Origin of the sequence: Streptomyces pinistramenti (assembly GCF_020564935.1) — a bacterium.
GTDB lineage: Bacteria > Actinomycetota > Actinomycetes > Streptomycetales > Streptomycetaceae > Streptomyces > Streptomyces pinistramenti.
In genome coordinates, this window is the sequence record NZ_JAJCXB010000070.1 from 13,872 (window position 1) to 31,032 (window position 17,161).

The following is a 17,161-nucleotide window of genomic DNA, read 5'->3' on the forward strand; positions in this document are numbered from 1 at the left end:
CGGCCGCCGGCTGTCCGGTGGCGGGCGGCCCCGCGGCACCGGACCCGGACCCGCCCGGCGCCGCCCCGGTCACCCGCGCCGCAGGTCCTTCCCCGGCGTCCGGACCCGCGGTGACGACACCAGCGACGCCCAGGAGACCGGCCGTGAGGATTCCGGCGCCGACGGCGACGGGGAACGTGCCACGCACCCGCATCAATGAACTCCCCCTGTAGCGCCTACCCAGCACTTCCCCCACGGATGAACCCCCCGCTCCGTATGACACCACCAGAGGTGAGCCGCATCACACCGGGCGCCGCCGCACCGCACCACGTACGGCCCGTCCTCCACCCCGGTCACCTCTCTCCCGCCGGGCACACCGGCACCTCGCGCGTATTGCGCGTCCGCACCCCTGGCAGCCAGCCGCGCACGCCTTCCCCGGTCGTGACCAGGTACCAGCGGGTGGAGGTCAGGCCCTGTTCGTCGCGGACCATCAGGCCGTCGGTGACCACGCAGCGGGCCACCAGGACGTCGCCGTGCCAGACCCGGCCCGCGGAGTTGTCCCGCTCCGCGTAGCGCCGGTGCGGGTCCTTGGCCAGCCGCAGGCCGCACTCCAGGGTGCGGGGCCCGCGGCACGCGGATTCGGTGTTGTGGACCGTGACCGGCACGCCCTGCTCCCTGGCCTGCGACGGCAGCGCTCCGCCGCCGGGACGCTGCACCCACCACGCCCCGAGCGCCACGGCGGCGACCGTGGCGGCGACCGCGAAGGCGACGGCGTACGGCCTGCGGCGCGGCAGCGCGACGGCTTTCGGGCGCCGCTCGGACGCCGTCTCCTGGATCCGCGACCACAGTCCTGGCGGCATCTCGATGCGTTCGTCGGCCTGCCGCAGCCGCTCCCGGAGCAGCGCTTCGACGTCGTCCCCGCCACCGCCCCCGGAGGCGACGGCGCCGCCGCCGGCCGCGCCGCCGCCGTCCCGCCCGGCGTCCGCGCCGGGACCACAGCCGCCCTCGACGTCACCGCCGTACCGTCGGCCCGTGCCCACCGTGCTCACCTCCCCGCCCGTCCCTGTTCCGATTCCACGAGCTGCGCGCGGAGCCGGTCCAGCGCGCGGGCGCGATGCCGGGCCGCGGTGCCGCGGTGCACCTTCATGATCTTGGCGGCCTGGTCGATGGTGTAGCCGTCGAGGTCGACGAGGATGACGATGCCGGCCTGCCGGTGCGACAGGGTGCCCAGCATCCGCACCGCTTCCAGTTCGGCATGGCGCCGGCCCATCCCGCCGTCCCAGTCGCCGGTTTTGGCCGCCCCGTCGAATCCTGCGGCCTCGTCGAACCCCTCGACCGCGTCGACCAGCACCTGCCTGCTGTCCTTGCGGTACGCGTCCCTGGCGACGTTGAGGACGGTGGTGAAGGCGTAGGCGTACGGCTCCGGGTGGGCGAGGAAGCGCTGCGGGCGTACGGCGAGTTTGAGGTAGGCCTCATGCACCACATCCTCCGCGGACTGTCGCGAGCCGGCCAGCATCACCGCCCGCCGGTAGAGCCGGGGCAACAGCCCGCAGAAGACCTCGTCGAAGCTCGGTGACGCGGCAGACGAGGATGACGACGGCGTCACATCGGCCATGAACCGGAACTCTCCCCCGCTGCTCGGCTACGGGTGCGGCCGGGGTGGAGGCTACCCGTACGACAGGCAGCCAATCAGGAATACGGTGTCGATCACTCCGCAATCGCCCCTGCCTCACCCCTGGGATTCCCCAAACCACCCTTGCGGGTCAACTCTGCACCGGACGCGGCCCGTTGGCCCCGCCGACCGCTTCCTATCTGACAAGCCATCAGTTTCAATGGAGGCATGATGGGACATGCAGGAATGGCGGCCACGGCCGTGCGGTATCTGCGCGCGACCGGCGCGCCGACCTCGACCGCCGCCCCCGCCCCCGCGCCCCCGCGCCCCGCCCTGCGCGCGGTACGCGACGACGAACGCGCACCCCTGGACCCGGCCGAATTCCGCGCCGTCCTGGGGCACTTCGCCAGCGGCGTCACGATCATCACGGCGCCGGGACCTGCGGGCGCGACGCCCCCGGAGCGCGCCGAGGGGCCGGCCGGCTTCGCCTGCCAGTCCTTCGCCTCGCTCTCCCTCGATCCCCCACTGGTGACCTTCATGGTCGCCCGCACCTCCACGACCTGGCCGCGGATCGCCCGTGCCGGGGTCTTCTGCGTCAACATCCTGGGGGCCGGACAGGGGCCGCTGTGCGGACAGTTCGCGGTCAGCGGCGCCGACAAGTTCGCCGGGGTCCGGCACACACCGGCCCCCGCGACCGGCTCGCCGCGCCTCGCGGACGCTCCGGCCTGGATCGACTGCACCCTCCAGGCGGTGCACACCGGGGGCGACCACCTCATCGTCGTCGGCCGGGTCGACGCGCTCGGCACGGACACCGCCGCGGCCGGCGCGGGCCCGCTCCTCTTCCACCGCGGCGCCTTCGGCGGCTTCAGCGACGCGTAGCGAGAAGGACGGGCGGCCGCCGCACCGGGCGGCCGCCGGGGAACCGCGGATCAGAAGACCAGCACGGCCCGCGCCACCCGCCCGTGGTGGGCGTCGTCCGCCGCCTTCGCGAAGTCCTCCACCGGGTAGACGGTGGTCACCAACTCGTCGAGCAGCAGCCGCCCTTCGCGGTACATCCGGGCGTAGAGCGCGATGTCACGCTGTGGCCGCGAGGAACCGTAGCGGCAGCCGAGTATCGACTTGTCGAGATACATCGACGACACCAGGAACGACGCCTCGGCGGTGGCCGGCGGCACGCCCAGCAGCACCGCCTGGCCGTGCCGGTCCAGCACGTCCACCGCCTGCCGGATCAGCCGGGTGCTGCCCACGCACTCGAAGGCGTGGTCGGCGCCGGTCGGCAGCACCGCCTTCACCGCCTTGACCGTGTCCGGCACGGCGGATGCGTCGATGAAATGCGTCGCGCCGAACTGCCGCGCCGCCGCCTCCTTCGCGGGATTGGCGTCCACCGCGACGATCACCGATGCCCCGGCGATCCGCGCCCCCTGGAGGACGTTCAGGCCGATGCCGCCGGCCCCGATGACCACCACCGAGTCCCCGCGGTCCACCTTCGCGCGGTTGAGCACGGCCCCGACGCCGGTCAGCACCCCGCAGCCGATGAGCGCGGCCGAAGCCGCCGGGACGGCCGGGTCGATCTTCACCGCCTGCACGGCCTTGACGACGGTGCGCTCGGCGAACGCCGAGTTGGAGGCGAACTGGTACAGCGCCTCACCGCCCCGCAGGAACGGCGCGCCCGGCATCCCGATCGCCTTGCGGCACATCGTCGGACGGCCGCGGTCGCACTCCGCGCAGGCCCCGCAGTTCGCCAGCGTGGACAGCGCCACCCGGTCGCCCGGCACGACATGGCCGACCCCGGCGCCCACCGCCTCCACCACCCCGGCACCCTCGTGCCCGAGCACCACGGGAACCGGGAACGGAATGGTGCCGTCCACCACCGAGAGGTCGCTGTGGCACAGCCCGGCCGCCTCGATCGCGACCAGCACCTCGCCCGGCCCTGGATCGCGCACCTCCAGGTCGTCCACGACCCGGGGCTTCTCGCCGTCGAAGATGACGCCTCTCATCACTGCTCCTCACTGCTCCAGTCGGGGGAGGCCGAGCACGCGCCCGGCGATGATGTTGCGCTGGATCTCGTCCGAACCGCCGTAGACGGTGTCGGCCCGGGTGAACAGGAACAGCCGTTGCAGCGGGTCCAGTTCGTAGGGTGCGGCAGGGCTCCAGTCGGCCGGGCCGAGCGCCGCGGCCGCGCCGCGCACCCGCATGGCCAGCTCGCCGAGCCGCTGGTGCCAGCCGCCCCACAGCAGCTTCGCCACGCTGGGCGCCCCGGGACCGCCGGCCGCGCCCAGGGTCCGCAGCGCGTTCCACCGCATCACCCGCAACTCGGCCCATTGCCGCACCAGTTGCCCGTGCAGTACGGGATCGTCGAGTGCGCCGCAGCGGACCGCTTCGCCGATCACTTCGTCCAGCTCGGCGGCGAAGCCGATCTGCTGGACCAGGGTGGACACCCCGCGCTCCAGGGCGAGCAGGCCCGTCGCGACCCGCCAGCCGGCGCCCTCGCCGCCCACCACGTGCCCGGCGTCGGCGACGGCACCGTCGAAGAACACCTCGTTGAACTCGGCCGTGCCCGACATCTGCCGGATCGGCCGCACCTCGATCCGTCCCGGCTGGTCCATCGGCACCAGCAGGAAGGACAGCCCGCGGCGGCGGCGCTCGCGCGGATCGGTGCGCGCGAGGACGAAGCACCAGTCGGCGTCGGCCGCCAGCGACATCCAGATCTTCTGCCCGGTGATCCGGTACGCCGCCCCGTCCCGCACCGCCGCCGTCCGCAGCCCGGCCAGGTCCGATCCGGCGTCCGGCTCGGAGTAGCCCTGGCACCACAGTTCCTCGCCGCGGGCGACGGCCGGCAGGAAACGGTCCCGTTGCGCCGCGTCGCCGAAGGCCAGCAGCGTCGGCGCGAGCAGGTTCTCACCGATGTGCCCGACCCGGCCTGGCGCCCTGGCGCGGGCGTACTCCTCGGCCCAGACCACCTGCCGGGTCAGGCTCGCCGCACGGTTCCCGTACCCGCCGTGCGTACGGTCCCAGCCGATGCCGATCCAGCCGCCGGCGCCCAACTCCCGTTCCCACGCCCGGCGTTCCGCGGCGTCCTCGTGCTCGCTGCCGGGGCCGCCGCGGCCCGCGAGCGCCGCGAAGGGGCCCGTCAGGCGCTCCCCGAGCCACTGCCTGGCCTCGCTGCGGAACCCGTCGTCCGTACTCCCGAACCCGAAGTCCATCCCCGCCTCCCCACATTCGGCCGTACCGGACGGACCTAACGGTTCGGACGCGTGCCCGCAGCGGCCGCCGCGGCCATCGCCTCCAGTTGCGCGAGCATCGGCATCGGGTCCGTGCCGACCGTCCCCGGCAGGAACGCGGCGATCTTCTCCGGCGTCCACGCCCCGTCGGCGTAGGCGGCGCGCAGCTCGCGCGGCTGGGCCCAGACCGCGACCTTCGGTCCCGCGATCGTGTAGACCTGCCCGGTGATCTTCTCCTCGCGGGCCTTCTCGCTCAGCAGGTAGACGACCAGCGCCGCGACGTCCTCGGGCTCGCCGATCTCCGTCAGCTCCATCGGGACGTTCGCCGACATCCGGGTCCGCGCGACCGGCGCCACGGCGTTGGCGGTCACCCCGTACTTGTGCAGGCCGAGCGCCGCGCTGCGCACCAGCGAGATGATGCCGCCCTTGGCCGAGGCGTAGTTGGCCTGCGCGACGCTGCCCTGATGGTTGCCGCTGGTGAAGCCGATGAGGGTGCCCGAGCCCTGCTTGCGCATTACCGCGGAGGCCGCCTTGAAGACCGTGAAGGTGCCCTTGAGGTGGGTGGCGACGACCGGATCCCACTCCTCCTCGGACATGTTGAACAGCATCCGTTCGCGCAGGATGCCCGCCACGCACACCACGCCGTCGATCCGCCCGTACCGCGCCAGCGCGGTGTCCACGATGCGCTGGCCGCCCGCCATCGTGGACACGTCGTCGGCGACCGCCACCCCCTCGCCCCCGGCCGCCTCGATCTCCTTCACCACGGACGCGGCGACCTCGCTGCTCGGCTCGCCGCCCTCGATGGAGACCCCGTAATCGTTGACGATCACCTTCGCGCCGTGCGCGGCGCAGGCGAGGGCGACCGCCCGGCCGATGCCGCGCCCCGCGCCCGTTACGGCGATCACCTTGCCGGTCAAGAAGTTCCCCATGCCGCGCCCCTTCCCGCAGTTTCTGACGGACCGTTAGATTTTTGAGCAGTCGCGGTCCGAACACAAGACCCCGAGCCGAACCCGCCCCGAGGAGGGCCCGTGCCGCTGCCGCAGGAGTTCCACGACCTCGCCGCACGCGTGAACAACTGGGGCCGCTGGGGCCCCGACGACGAGATCGGCACCCTGAACCTGATCACCGACGAGGTCGTGCGTGCGGCCGCCGGCTGCGTCCGCCGCGGCCTGCGCATCCCGCTCGCGCTCCCGCTGCGGCAGGACGGCGTACAGACCGGCGCGATCCCCGGCCGGGTCAACCCGCTGCACACCATGACCGCGATCAACCAGCAGCTGTTCGGCCCCGGCACGGTCGCCACCTCGGACGACGCGGTCACCATGAGCCTCCAGGCCGCCACCCACTGGGACGGCCTCGCGCACGTCTCCCACTCCGGCCGCCTCTACAACAACCGCCCCGCCGACACCGTCACCGCCCACGCAGGCGCCGCCCGCCTCGGCATCGAGAAGGCCACCCCCCTCGCCTCACGCGGAGTCCTGCTGGACGTGGCCCGCGCCCACGGCACCGACCGGCTGCCCGGCGGCTACGCCGTCACCCCCGAAGACCTGGACCTGGCCGAGGAGTTGGCGCGCACCACGGTCGGGCCCGGCGACATCGTCCTGATCCGCACCGGCCAGCTGCGCCACTACCTCGCAGGCGACCGCCAGGCGTACGGGTTTCCCTCACCCGGCCTCTCGGTCCGCACCCCGGAGTGGTTCCACGCACGCGACGTGGCGGCCGTCGCCAACGACACCCTGACCTTCGAGATCTTCCCGCCGGAGATCGCGGACCTGTGGATGCCGGTACATGCCCTGCACCTGGTCGAAATGGGGATGCTCCAGGGCCAGAACTGGAACCTGGAGGACCTGTCCACAGCCTGCGCGGACCTGGGCCGCGCCACGTTCTTCCTCTCCGCGGTCGCCGAACCGTTCACCGGCGGCACGGGGGCGCCGGTGGCACCGGTGGCGGTGCTCTGACGGGGCCCGTGCGCGCGGCGGCGCCTCCGGGGGCGCCGCGGTGAGTCACGCGACCCGGACGTCTTCGGCCGACGCGGCGGGCTCAGGGGCGGACACATGTATCCGTTGGGGCAGCAGGAGCGGGGTGGCGAGCAGGAGAACGCCGGACAGGGTGATCGCGGCGAGCGGGCTGGTGAGTGTGGCGAGAACACCCCAGATCACCATCAGGGCCGCTTGCAGGAGTTTGCCGGCGGCACTCCATGTGCTGAGGATGTGGGCGGTGTGATCCGCGGGAGTCCGTTGCAGGCGCTCTGTTGCGTAGATCGGATTGAAGATGCCCATGCAGGTGATCAGCAGGCCCTCGACGGTGATCACGGTGAGGAGCCCGGGGATGCCGGGGCGGACGAACGCGAGACCGAGCGGGAAGAGCGACCGCAGCCAGCCGGAGACGGTCATGACCCGGTGCCGGCCGTAGCGGGTCGCGAGGCGCACGGAGAGGCGGGCGCCCACGAAGCCGCCGAGGGCGGGGATGCCGAAGGCAAGACCGTATTGCCAGGCCGGGAAGTGGTACTGACCCAGCAGGAGGACGGACAGGAGCGGGACGGTGGCCATGATCAGGCCGCTGACCAGGATCGAGTTGAGGAACAGGCGCCTCAGTGCGCGGTCGCGGCGGATGAACCGCCAGCCGCCGAGCAGGTCGGCTCCGCGCAGCCTGGTGGCCCGGTCGCGGGGTGCCGCGACGTCGCCTCCGCGGATGCGGAGAACCCCGAGCGCGGACAGCAGGTAGCTGAGGGCGTCGGCCATGACAGTGATGGCCGGGCCGAGCAACCCCACGAGTGCACCGCCGAGGGGCGGGCCCGCCGCCGTCGCCGCCCAGCTCGTGCCCTCGAATCTCCCGTTCGCCACAAGGAGGTGATCGCCACGGACGAGATACTTCAGATACGCGCCGGATGCGGCGGTGAAGGCGATGCCCGCGGTCCCGGAGATGACCGAGACGACCAGCAGTTGGCCGTACGAAAGCAAGCCGAGGACGTACGCGATCGGGACACTTGCCATCGCGACGAACCGGATCAGGTCCATCGCGATCATCACCGGACGCTTGGCCCGGCGCTCCACCCACGGCCCGAGCGAGAACGCGACAATCGCCGCGACGGCAAGCCCGGCCGCCTCCAGCAGCGACACGGCGAATGCCGGCGAGTGCAGCACTCGGACCGCGATCAGCGGGAACGCGCCGAAGGCAATCCACGTACCGTACGTACTGACGGCGTAGGCCGACCACAGCCAGCCGAAACTGCGCCCCAACTGCACGCGCATGTGACTCCCTCGCGACAACCGATGTTCGGGTCTGTGCATCACACCGGCCGCACCCTCGCGGGATCAAACAACCGGCTCCGGGCGAACCACAACCATCGGTTGAGCACACCTATCCTGGCTCCATGGATACCGAGGCGGTGCGATCGTTCGTCCGGGCGGCCGAGCTCGGACAGCTCAAACACGCGGCCGACGAGCTCGGCGTCACGCAACAGGCCGTGTCGAAGCGGATCGCCACCCTTGAGCGCGAACTCGACGTCCGGTTGTTCACCCGCACCGCCCGAGGGGTCGAGCTGACACTCGACGGCCAGGCTTTTCTCCCGCACGCCCGGAACATCATCACCGGTGTCGATCGCGCCATCACCGCGATCAGACCGGGCTCGCGGGCCCTTCGGATCGACGTTCTCGGCCTGCGATCCGCGCAGGCCGTCGTCCTGCACGACTATTGGCGGTCGCATCCCGAAACCGACCTGGACGTGGTGACGCTCAGGGTCGACGACCCGCGCGTGGCGGTCACCGCCGTCCAGGCAGGCGATATCGACGCCTCGTTCCGCTCGGTCACCGACCCGGCCGCGCTCCCGCACGACGTGCGAATGATCCACGCGTTCCACTCCCCGCTGGAACTCCTCGTCGGCCCGCGGCACCCGCTCGCCTCCGCACGCACACTGACACCGTCCGAGCTGCGCCGGCACCGGATCTGGGTGCCGGGTATCGCGCCGCGAAGCGAATGGGCAGATTTCTACGATCAGCTCGCCACCGACTTCGACCTCCGCATCGACGCCGCGGGCCCGAACTTCGGCAACGAGGTACTCCTCGACATCCTCGCGGACTCCGCAGACGTGGCAACCTTTGTCGGCTCGCGCGACCGGTACATCTGGCCGACGAACCACGACCTACGCCGCATCCCGATCGTGAATCCGACGCTCGCATACCCGCTCTCGCTCATCTTCCCCCGAGCGAATCCACACCCAGGACTCCGGGCCATCATCGACCACTTCGGAAGCCTGGCACCGCTCCCCGAGACAGCCTGGCTCCCCTCCTGGGCAACAACACCACGCCACGGCGACGGAAACCTCGACCACACCTGACGCCGACGGCCGCTGCCACCAACGTCACAACCGGCAACAACTAGTCCGGGCAAGGCTGCTGCGCGCGATACCCGCCGAGAAGATCCAGCGCCTGATTGAGCTTCCCGGCGAAGTCACCTGCCTCGGCCACGGAAATCGATCCGATGGCAACTTTGTGCTCACGGCGCCGGCAGCCGCCGCACGGCTCTTTGATCCCGATCCCGTCGAAATCAATCCCCAGACGCCGGAACGCATTAACGAAAGCGGTGGCCTTCTCCTCGGCCTCTTCCCGCTCGCCGGTGGCCCAGTAATCGCGTCCGATCGTTTCGAATTCCGTCTGTTGTGTGCGCCGAAGGGACAACGGTCTCTGGGCACTGCCCGGCGGCGGCATGGAGAGGACCGATTCGCTCCCGGGGGCCGCAGTCCGCGAAGTGAAGGAGGAAACGGGCCTGGATGTCGAGATCACCGGGCTCGTGGGCACGTACACCGACCCTCGCCACGTCATCGCGTACTCAGATGGCGAGGTGCGCAGGCAGTTCAACGTCTGCTTCACGGCCCGCGTCGTCGGCGGCCGGCTGACGATCTCGGTCGAGTCCACGGAGCTGCGGTTCGTCGAGCCGGAGGAGATTGATCAGCTGCCGATGCACCACACGCAGCGGCTCCGGCTCCGGCACTTCCTGGAGCACCGTGAACGGCCCTGTCTCGGCTGACCTCGTCCACCGTAGCGACGGCAAGGGCCTCGGAGCCGCGCGCGGCTCCGCACCACACGGGCGCAGCGTTGCCGACCGGGTGCCACGTATCGACAACGACAAAGGCGCGCCCTTTCACCGGTGTTGGGCCGGTGAACAGACGCGCATCGTCGGTGGTGAAGGAACTGCCACGCAGTCAGCGCGAGAGAGGCGACAGAGGTGAGGCCGGGGAGGCGGGGCCGGCCACGGTGCTCTGTCGGACGCGGCCTAGTTCGCCAGCCGCGCCGGCCGTGCACCGCGCTGTTCGTACGTGCCCCGTTCGCCTCCCGTGGTGATCACCAGGGACTGTCCGCGGTCCACCTCGCACCAGATCCGCTTCCCTGCGCCCTCCGGCTGCCAGCCCCAGCGGTCGGCCAGGCCGTCGACGAGTTCCAGGCCGCGGCCGTTGGTGTCCTCGCCGTCGGCATGGCGCGGGCAGGGCGGGCGGGCACTGGAGTCGACCACCTCGACCCGTACCGTCCCCACCACGGCGCCCGAGCCGGAAAAGCGCATCCGCAGCTCGGCCGCGGTGCCGGTATGGACCACGGCATTGGTCACCAGCTCCGAGATCAGCAGGATCAGGGTCTCGGCCAACGGCTCGTCGACGCCTATCCCCGACCCGGCCAGCCGCGACCTGGCCCACCGCCTGGCCCGCCCCACCTCCGCGGGGTCCGGCCGTACGTCCAACTGAACCTGAAGCACCTGCACCGCTCACACCATCCGAACCGGCGGAAACTTCGCCTTGCGCCTCCACGAAGTCACGGTGCGTGACCCCGTCGCAGCACAGCATGGTTGACGTTCCGTCACCCCAACAAGCGCTTCGGGCATATTCCAGCGCAAGGGAGTATGCGTGCCGCATACTGTGCGACGCACTTTGCGGGGAGTCGAACACGGGGGAATCCGCGGCCCCCGACCGGAGCGAGGGGTGCGCAGTCCGTACCCCGGAGCCGCCCTTTCGACGGCACCGCGGTTGCTGCGCCACAGAACCACTCGCATCCAAGTGAGCGTACCCGAGCAGGCCGCCGACTCCCGCGCGTGACGAGTCGCGCTCAGGTCACCAACTGATATCGACGCTCCGTGACCGAATCTGGCTGCACGGTCCTGACATTTCGCGCATCGGCTGCAAGAACCTGACATCGTCGGCCCCGTCAGGCGCAGTTCATCCGGCCAGCAGCTCCGCGGCCAGACGCTCCTCCATCACGTGCGCACGCCCCCAGCTCTCCGCGCGCAGCCAGCCGCGCTTGAGATGCAGGTGCACGTCCGCTTCCCAGGTGAATCCCATCCCGCCGTGCACTTGCACGCAGTCGCGGGCGTTACGCACCGCTGCCTCGTCGGCGAGCAGCTTCGCGGCGGCCACCTCCTGCTCGCTCTCGGTGACCGCCGCCGCGTACACCGCGCTCCGGGCGGTCTCGGCGCGTACGAGCATCCCGGCGCAGAGGTGCTTGACCGCCTGGAAGGAGCCGATGGGGGCGCCGAACTGCTCGCGGGTGCGGGCGTGGCCGACCGCGTCTTCGACCGTGCGGGACGCGCTGCCCAGCTGCTGCGCGGCGGTGAGCAGCGCGGCTTCCCTGCGCAGCCGCGGCACGTCCACGGCCGCGCCCAGGGGCGTGCGCGGGGCGGACGGGCCGGGGAGGTGCGCGAGGGGGGTGAGCGGGTCGACGGATGACGGTGGTGGTGGCGCGGCCGCGCGGGCCTCGGCCGCCGGGGTCCGGTACGCGCCGCAGGGCTTCCCCTGCGGCTCCTCCAGCATGATCAACTCGTCGCAGTCGTCCGGGTGTTCCCACCATCCCGGGCCCTGTGCCGCGTCGGCCAGCGCGACGATCCTCTCGCCGTCCGCCACCCCGTCCACCACTCCGGCCAGCAGATGGCAGGCCACCAGCGGCCCCGGGAGCAGCGCCCGACCGGCCTCCTCGCAGACCAGGACCGCTTCGGGCAGACCCAGGCCCACCCCGCCGGCCGCTTCCGGCAGCCGCAGCGCGAAGAAGCCGGCCGCGCCCAGCTCGCGCCAGAGCCCGCGGTCCAGCGCCGGATCGCCGACCGCGGCCCGCAGCCGTTCCCTGCCGAACCGTCCGGCCAGCAGCTCCCGCGCGGCGGCCCGCAACGCCTCTTGATCATCGGTGAGTCGGAAGTCCACGGTCACCGCCCCTTCGGCAGGCCGAGTATCCGCTCGGCGACGATGTTCTGCTGGATCTGCGAGGTGCCGGCCGCGATCGTGTACGAGAGCGAGGAGAGCCGGGCCGCGACCCACTCGTGGTCCGCGTCCAGAGCGCCGGCGCCGAGCACCTCGGCCGCCGCGTCGTACAGCTCCTGCCGGGCGTGCGAGTAGCGGAGCTTGAAGACCGAACCGCCCGTGCCGGGCACGCCGTTGGTGCGCTGCGCCTCGCTGACGTTCCACTGGGTGAGCCGCCACAGCGCGGTGAACTCGGCGGCGAGCCGGCCGAGCCTGCGCCGGAGCGCCGCGTCGTCCCAGCGTCCGTTGTCCCGTGCGGTGCGGGCCAGCGCGGCCAGCACCCGTCGGCAGGCCACCACTTCGCCGACGAAGGCGGTGCCGCGCTCGAAGGACAGCGTGACCATGGTGACCCGCCAGCCGTCGTTCTCGTCCCCGATCCGGTTGCGGGCCGGCACCCGCACCTCGTCGAGGAACATCTCGGCGAATTCGGTGGTGCCGGCGAGGGTGCGCAGCGGCCGCACGGTGACGCCGGGTGCGTCCATGGGCAGGGCGAGCCAGCTGATGCCGCGGTGCTTGGGGGCTTCGGGGTCGGTGCGGACCAGGAGTTCGCACCAGTCGGCGACCTCGGCGTGCGAGGTCCAGATCTTCGCGCCGGTCACGACGTAGTCGTCGCCGTCGCGGACCGCCCTGGTACGCAGCGCCGCGAGGTCGGATCCGGCGTCCGGCTCGCTGAAGCCCTGGCACCAGATCTCGTCCCCGCGCAGGATCGGCGGGAGCCAGCGGGCGCGCTGGTGCGCGGTGCCCTCGGCGGCGACGGTCGGCCCGGCGTGCAGCAATCCGACGAAGTTCGCGCCGACGTAGGGCGCGCCGGCCCGCTCCGTCTCCTCCAGGAAGATCAGGTGCTGGGTCGGCGTCGCGCCCTGCCCGCCGGCGTCCCGCGGCCAGTGCAGCCCGGCGTATCCGGCGTCGTACAGCATCCGCTGCCAGGTGGTGTCGTAGGCCCGGCGGCCCGGCCAGTCGGCGGCTGCGGGGCGGGGCGGCAGGGTGGGCAGCGCCTCGCCGAGCCAGCGGCGCAGCCGGGCGCGGAAGTCGTCCTCGTCCGGCGTGTACGTGAGGTCCACTACCGGTCCAGGTCGAGGTCGAGCATCCGGATGGCGTTGCCGCGCATCAGCTTGTACACCGTCTCGTCGTCCAGGCCCTTGACGTGGTCGAGCGCGACCTCCTTGGTGCGCGGCCAGGTGGAGTCGACGTGCGGGTAGTCGGTCTCGAAGGTGGCGTTGTCCCGGCCGACGACGTCCAGCGAGTCGATGCCGTGCTTGTCGCGGAAGAAGCAGCAGAAGATCTGCCGGTAGTAGTACGTGGAGGGCGGCTCGGGGATCAGGTCGCGTACGCCGCCCCAGGCCCGGTGCTCCTCCCAGACGTCGTCCGCGCGCTCCAGGGCGTACGGGATCCAGCCCATCTGCCCCTCGCTGTAGGCGAGTTTGAGGCGCGGGAACTTCACCAGGACGCCGCTGAAGAGGAAGTCCATCATCGAGGCCATCGCGTTGTTGAAGCTGAGCGACGCCTGCACGGCGGGCGGCGCGTCCGGCGATGCGGCCGGCATCTGCGAGCTGGATCCGATGTGCATGTTGACGACGGTGCCGGTCTCCTCGCAGGCCGCGAAGAACGGATCCCAGTAGCCGCTGTGGATGGACGGCAGCCCGAGGTAGGTGGGGATCTCGGAGAAGGTGACGGCGCGCACGCCGCGGGCGGCGTTGCGGCGGATCTCCGCGACGGCCAGGGCCACGTCCCACAGCGGTATGAGGCAGAGCGGGATCAGCCGGCCGCCGCTGTCCCCGCACCACTCCTCCACCATCCAGTCGTTGTACGCCCGCACGCACGCGAGGCCCACTTCCTTGTCCCGGGCCTCGGCGAAGGTCTGGCCGCAGAACCGCGGGAAGGTCGGGAAGCACAGCGACGCCTCGACGTGGTTGAGGTCCATGTCGGCCAGCCGCGCCCGGGGATCCCAGCACCCGCGCCGCATCTGCTCGCGGGTGATCCCGTCCAGCGTCATCTCGTCCCGCGAGAAGCCGACGGCCGCGATGATGCGCTTGTACGGGAAGACGTCCCCCTCGTACTGCCACCAGTCCGTCAGCTGGCCTTCCGGATCGGTCGTGAACTTGTACTTCCCGCCGACGTAGGCCAGTTCACCGATCCCGGCCGTCAGCGGCTTCGGGCCACGGTCGCGGTACTTCGCCGGCAGCCACGTCTCGAAGAGGTGCGCGGGCTCGATCACATGGTCGTCGACGCTGATGATGCGCGGTAGCTCCACCGGATTCCCCTCACCGTAATCTGATGACCCGTCAGAAAGAGGCTAGCCCCGCACCCTCTGGACCGACAAGGCGCACGGCTCTACCCTCGGGCCAGATCTGACGTTCCATCAGCAGTCGGGAGGGCTTCCATGACCGGCAGCACCCTGTGGGACCTGGTCGCCTGGCGTGCCGCCCGCACCCCCGGCGCCCTCGCCCTCGTCCAAGGGTGCTCAACCGCCAGGCACGAGCGCCGGATCAGCTTCGGCGCCCTGCACCGGCGCGCCGAACGGGTCGCCGCAGGACTGTACGAACACGGCGTGCGCCCCGGCAGCCGGGTCGTCTGGCAGCTGCCGACGCGCATCGAAACGGTGCTGGTCAGCCTGGCACTGGCGCGGATCGGCGCGGTCCAGAGCCCGGTCGTACCGCTCTACCGCGACCACGAGACCGGACACGTACTGCGCCGCACCCGCGCCCCGTTCTTCCTGAGCCCCGGCACCTGGCGCGGCTTCGACCACACCGCGATGGCCCGCCGCCTGGCCACCCCACTGCCCGGCCCGCTCACCGTCATCGAGACCTACGACGTGCTGCCCGACGCCGACCCCGCCGTGCTGCCCCCGCCGCCCCGGGACGCCCGCACGGTCCGCTGGATCTACTGGACCTCCGGCACCACCGCCGCACCCAAAGGCGTCCTGCACACCGACCACAGCCTGCGCACCGCGGGACGCTGCCTGGCCACGGCGCTGCGCATCGGCCCGTCCGACACCGGCTCGATGGCCTTCCCGTACGCCCACGTCGCCGGGCCCGACTACACCGTCATGCTCCTGCTGCACGGCATCCCCGCCGTCCTCCTGGAGCACTTCGCGCTGCCCGGCTCGCTCGCCGCCTACCGGCGCCACCGCGTCACCGTCGCCGGCGGCTCCACCGCCTTCTACCGCCTCTTCCTCGCCGAACAGCGCAAACTCCCGCCCGGCCGCCGCCTCCTGCCGTCCCTGCGGCTGATGGCGGGCGGCGGCGCGCCCCGGCCGCCCGGCCTCCACCACGCCGTGGTCACCGAGCTGGGCTGCAAGCTCGCCCACGGCTACGCGATGACCGAGGCCCCGATGGTCACCATGGGCGACCCGCTGGAGCACGCGGACCACCTCGCGACCACCGAAGGGCGCCCACCCCCGGGGATGGAGATCCGCATCGCCCCGGACAGCGGCGAGATCCTGCTGCGCGGCCCGGCCGTCTGCCGCGGCTACCTGGACGAGCCGCCGCCCTTCGATGCCGACGGCTTCCTGCCCACCGGAGACCTCGGCCGCCTCACCCCCGCCGGCCACCTCGTCCTCACCGGCCGCCTCAAGGACATCATCATCCGCAAGGGCGAGAACATCTCGGCCCGCGAGATCGAGGACCTGCTGCACCTGCACCCGGACATCGCCGACGCCGCCGTCATCGGACTGCCGGACGAGACACGCGGCGAACGGGTCTGCGCGGTCGTCGAACAGCCGCCGGGAGCAGGAGAGTTGACGCTTACCGAGGTCACCGCACACCTGCGGGACACGGGTCTGGCGCCGCACAAGCTGCCGGAACAGCTGGAGGTGCTGCCCGCCCTGCCGCGCGGCGCGACCCTGGGCAAGGTCCTCAAACAGGAGCTGCGCGAACGGTTCACGGACGCACCCGGCTCAGCCGCCCCGGACGCCCTCCCCCGTCCACCGCACGGGAGTTGACCGGTCAGGCCGGACGGTAGCTGCCGGTCGCCTGGTCGTAGTAGCGGTCCACCTCGCGGCGCGCGCCGTCCGGGCCGATGACCTGGACGAGGTGGTAGCGGCCGTCATGGATCATCGCGAGGTTGCGCACGTACACCTCGCGGCCGCTGCTGTCCTTCCAGGTGAAGGTGCCCTCGGCCATCGCCGTCCGCCCGACGTCCATCCGCCGCAGCCCGGAAGCCGACGCCCAGCCGGAACCGCGGTACGGCGCCAGCTCCGGCTCCTTGTCCTGCTGGTAGGCCATCGGGTCGGCGCCGAACTTCGCCGTCGTGTCCCGGCCGGGCACGATCACCAGCTCGTAGGCGCCGCCGACATAACGGATCTGGCCCCGGTCGTTCGCCGCCCTGCGCTGCCAGCCCTTGCGGACGCCGACCTGGAAACCGTCGGGGTCCTTGCGCACCTCGAACCCGTCGGCGAGCCCGGCGGGCGCCGTGGTCTGAGGGCTGCCGGTGCCCGAAGCGCCGCCGCCGTCCTGTCCGTCCTGCGGCGGCGCGGGACTGCCCGACGGCGCGCCGGACGCGGCCGTCGTCTGCAGGGCGCCGCCAGGACCCGACGCCCGAGAACCGGCCTTCGGCAGGAACACCATCGCGTAGACGACGGCGCCCACCACCAGCAGCAGGATCAGCACCAGCAGCAGCCGGCCGAGATGCCGCGGGCCGCGCCGCGGCGGCTTCGGCGGCTTGCCCGGCCGGACCCGGCGCGCCGCTCCCGCGTCCGCGAAGGGCGCCGGCTCCGCACCGTACGACGCCGGTTCCGCCCCCTGGCCGGGCGCCGCCCGCTGCCGCTTCGGACGCCCGGCCTGCCGGGGCGCAGCCGGCTCGGGCGGCCGCTGCGCCGTACCGCCGGCGGCCGGAGCGGTGCGCGCACGGCGGGCCGCGCCGCGCCGGGCACGCCGGGTACGGACCAGTTCACCGCGCCGCCGCACGATCGGCAGCCGCCGCGGATCGCCGCCCACGCCCGGCGCCGGCATCGTCACCAGCAGGCTGCCGAGATCCGGCTCGGGTGCCGCACGGATCACCGACCACAGCAGGACCCGCAGGTCGTCGAAGCCCGGCCGGGCCGCCGGATCCCGGCTCAGCAGCGCCGCGAGGGGCGGCCGC

At 72.2% G+C, this 17,161-nt stretch carries 16 protein-coding genes and 1 pseudogene; 5 read left to right on the forward strand and 12 right to left on the reverse strand.

The window, feature by feature from the left end:
- Window positions 1-332: 332 nt before the first annotated feature.
- Together LIU39_RS30880 and LIU39_RS30885 are read right to left on the reverse strand one after the other, a co-directional pair.
- Complete coding sequence (locus LIU39_RS30880; protein WP_227050241.1) at window positions 333-1,019, reverse strand: hypothetical protein; 687 nt, start codon at window positions 1,017-1,019, stop codon at window positions 333-335.
- 5 nt (window positions 1,020-1,024) lie between these two features.
- Window positions 1,025-1,594, reverse strand: a complete 570-nt coding sequence (locus LIU39_RS30885; protein ID WP_227050242.1) for an RNA polymerase sigma factor — start codon at window positions 1,592-1,594, stop codon at window positions 1,025-1,027.
- 228 nt (window positions 1,595-1,822) lie between these two features.
- Here LIU39_RS30885 and LIU39_RS30890 point away from each other — a divergent pair, with 228 nt between their 5' ends.
- Complete coding sequence (locus LIU39_RS30890) at window positions 1,823-2,470, forward strand: flavin reductase family protein (protein WP_372464117.1); 648 nt, start codon at window positions 1,823-1,825, stop codon at window positions 2,468-2,470.
- Between the two features lie 50 nt (window positions 2,471-2,520).
- On the opposite strand, the gene LIU39_RS30895 is transcribed toward LIU39_RS30890, so the two are convergent.
- Genes LIU39_RS30895 through LIU39_RS30905 form a run of 3 tightly spaced genes read right to left on the reverse strand, consistent with a single transcriptional unit; the run spans window position 2,521 to window position 5,741 of the window.
- Window positions 2,521-3,588, reverse strand: a complete 1,068-nt coding sequence (locus tag LIU39_RS30895) for a Zn-dependent alcohol dehydrogenase (RefSeq protein ID WP_227050244.1) — start codon at window positions 3,586-3,588, stop codon at window positions 2,521-2,523.
- Window positions 3,589-3,597: 9 nt separating this feature from the next.
- On the reverse strand, window positions 3,598-4,794 hold the full coding sequence (locus LIU39_RS30900) for an acyl-CoA dehydrogenase family protein (RefSeq protein ID WP_227050245.1): 1,197 nt from the start codon (window positions 4,792-4,794) through the stop codon (window positions 3,598-3,600).
- Window positions 4,795-4,829: 35 nt separating this feature from the next.
- Window positions 4,830-5,741, reverse strand: coding sequence for an SDR family oxidoreductase (locus LIU39_RS30905; RefSeq protein WP_227050246.1), 912 nt, complete (start codon window positions 5,739-5,741; stop codon window positions 4,830-4,832).
- 99 nt (window positions 5,742-5,840) lie between these two features.
- On the opposite strand from LIU39_RS30905, the gene LIU39_RS30910 reads away from it, so the two are divergent.
- Window positions 5,841-6,767 (forward strand): cyclase family protein, encoded by a 927-nt coding sequence (locus LIU39_RS30910; RefSeq protein ID WP_227050247.1) that lies wholly within the window; start codon window positions 5,841-5,843, stop codon window positions 6,765-6,767.
- 45 nt (window positions 6,768-6,812) lie between these two features.
- Here the strand turns inward: LIU39_RS30910 and LIU39_RS30915 are convergent, their stop codons facing one another.
- On the reverse strand, window positions 6,813-8,060 hold the full coding sequence (locus tag LIU39_RS30915) for an MFS transporter (protein ID WP_227050248.1): 1,248 nt from the start codon (window positions 8,058-8,060) through the stop codon (window positions 6,813-6,815).
- Window positions 8,061-8,182: 122 nt separating this feature from the next.
- Here LIU39_RS30915 and LIU39_RS30920 point away from each other — a divergent pair, with 122 nt between their 5' ends.
- Complete coding sequence (locus tag LIU39_RS30920) at window positions 8,183-9,145, forward strand: LysR family transcriptional regulator (protein ID WP_227050249.1); 963 nt, start codon at window positions 8,183-8,185, stop codon at window positions 9,143-9,145.
- Window positions 9,146-9,185: 40 nt separating this feature from the next.
- Here the strand turns inward: LIU39_RS30920 and LIU39_RS30925 are convergent, their stop codons facing one another.
- Window positions 9,186-9,515: a hypothetical protein gene (locus LIU39_RS30925; protein WP_227050256.1), complete on the reverse strand. Its 330-nt coding sequence runs from the start codon at window positions 9,513-9,515 to the stop codon at window positions 9,186-9,188.
- On the opposite strand from LIU39_RS30925, the pseudogene LIU39_RS30930 reads away from it, so the two are divergent.
- Window positions 9,472-9,834: pseudogene (locus LIU39_RS30930) on the forward strand (NUDIX hydrolase); the annotation flags it as partial. The gene LIU39_RS30925 and the pseudogene LIU39_RS30930 overlap by 44 nt on opposite strands.
- A 246-nt stretch (window positions 9,835-10,080) precedes the next feature.
- On the opposite strand, the gene LIU39_RS30935 reads toward LIU39_RS30930, so the two are convergent.
- From LIU39_RS30935 to LIU39_RS30950, 4 genes are all read right to left on the reverse strand, one after another.
- On the reverse strand, window positions 10,081-10,560 hold the full coding sequence (locus LIU39_RS30935) for an ATP-binding protein (protein ID WP_227050250.1): 480 nt from the start codon (window positions 10,558-10,560) through the stop codon (window positions 10,081-10,083).
- A gap of 451 nt (window positions 10,561-11,011) precedes the next feature.
- On the reverse strand, window positions 11,012-11,986 hold the full coding sequence (locus LIU39_RS30940; protein WP_227050251.1) for an acyl-CoA dehydrogenase family protein: 975 nt from the start codon (window positions 11,984-11,986) through the stop codon (window positions 11,012-11,014).
- Between the two features lie 2 nt (window positions 11,987-11,988).
- Window positions 11,989-13,143, reverse strand: a complete 1,155-nt coding sequence (locus LIU39_RS30945) for an acyl-CoA dehydrogenase (RefSeq protein WP_227050252.1) — start codon at window positions 13,141-13,143, stop codon at window positions 11,989-11,991.
- The gene (locus tag LIU39_RS30950; protein WP_227050253.1) at window positions 13,143-14,333 is read right to left on the reverse strand and encodes an amidohydrolase family protein; all 1,191 of its coding nucleotides are present in this window, start codon (window positions 14,331-14,333) and stop codon (window positions 13,143-13,145) included. The genes LIU39_RS30945 and LIU39_RS30950 overlap by 1 nt, the downstream gene beginning before the upstream one ends.
- A gap of 129 nt (window positions 14,334-14,462) precedes the next feature.
- Between LIU39_RS30950 and LIU39_RS30955 the strand changes: the two genes are divergently transcribed.
- Entirely contained in the window at window positions 14,463-16,022 is a 1,560-nt protein-coding gene (locus tag LIU39_RS30955; protein ID WP_227050254.1) for a class I adenylate-forming enzyme family protein, read from the forward strand.
- Between the two features lie 4 nt (window positions 16,023-16,026).
- Here the strand turns inward: LIU39_RS30955 and LIU39_RS30960 are convergent.
- The coding region (locus tag LIU39_RS30960; protein ID WP_505016428.1) for a serine/threonine kinase C-terminal domain-containing protein at window positions 16,027-17,161 on the reverse strand (1,135 nt) is incomplete at its 5' end.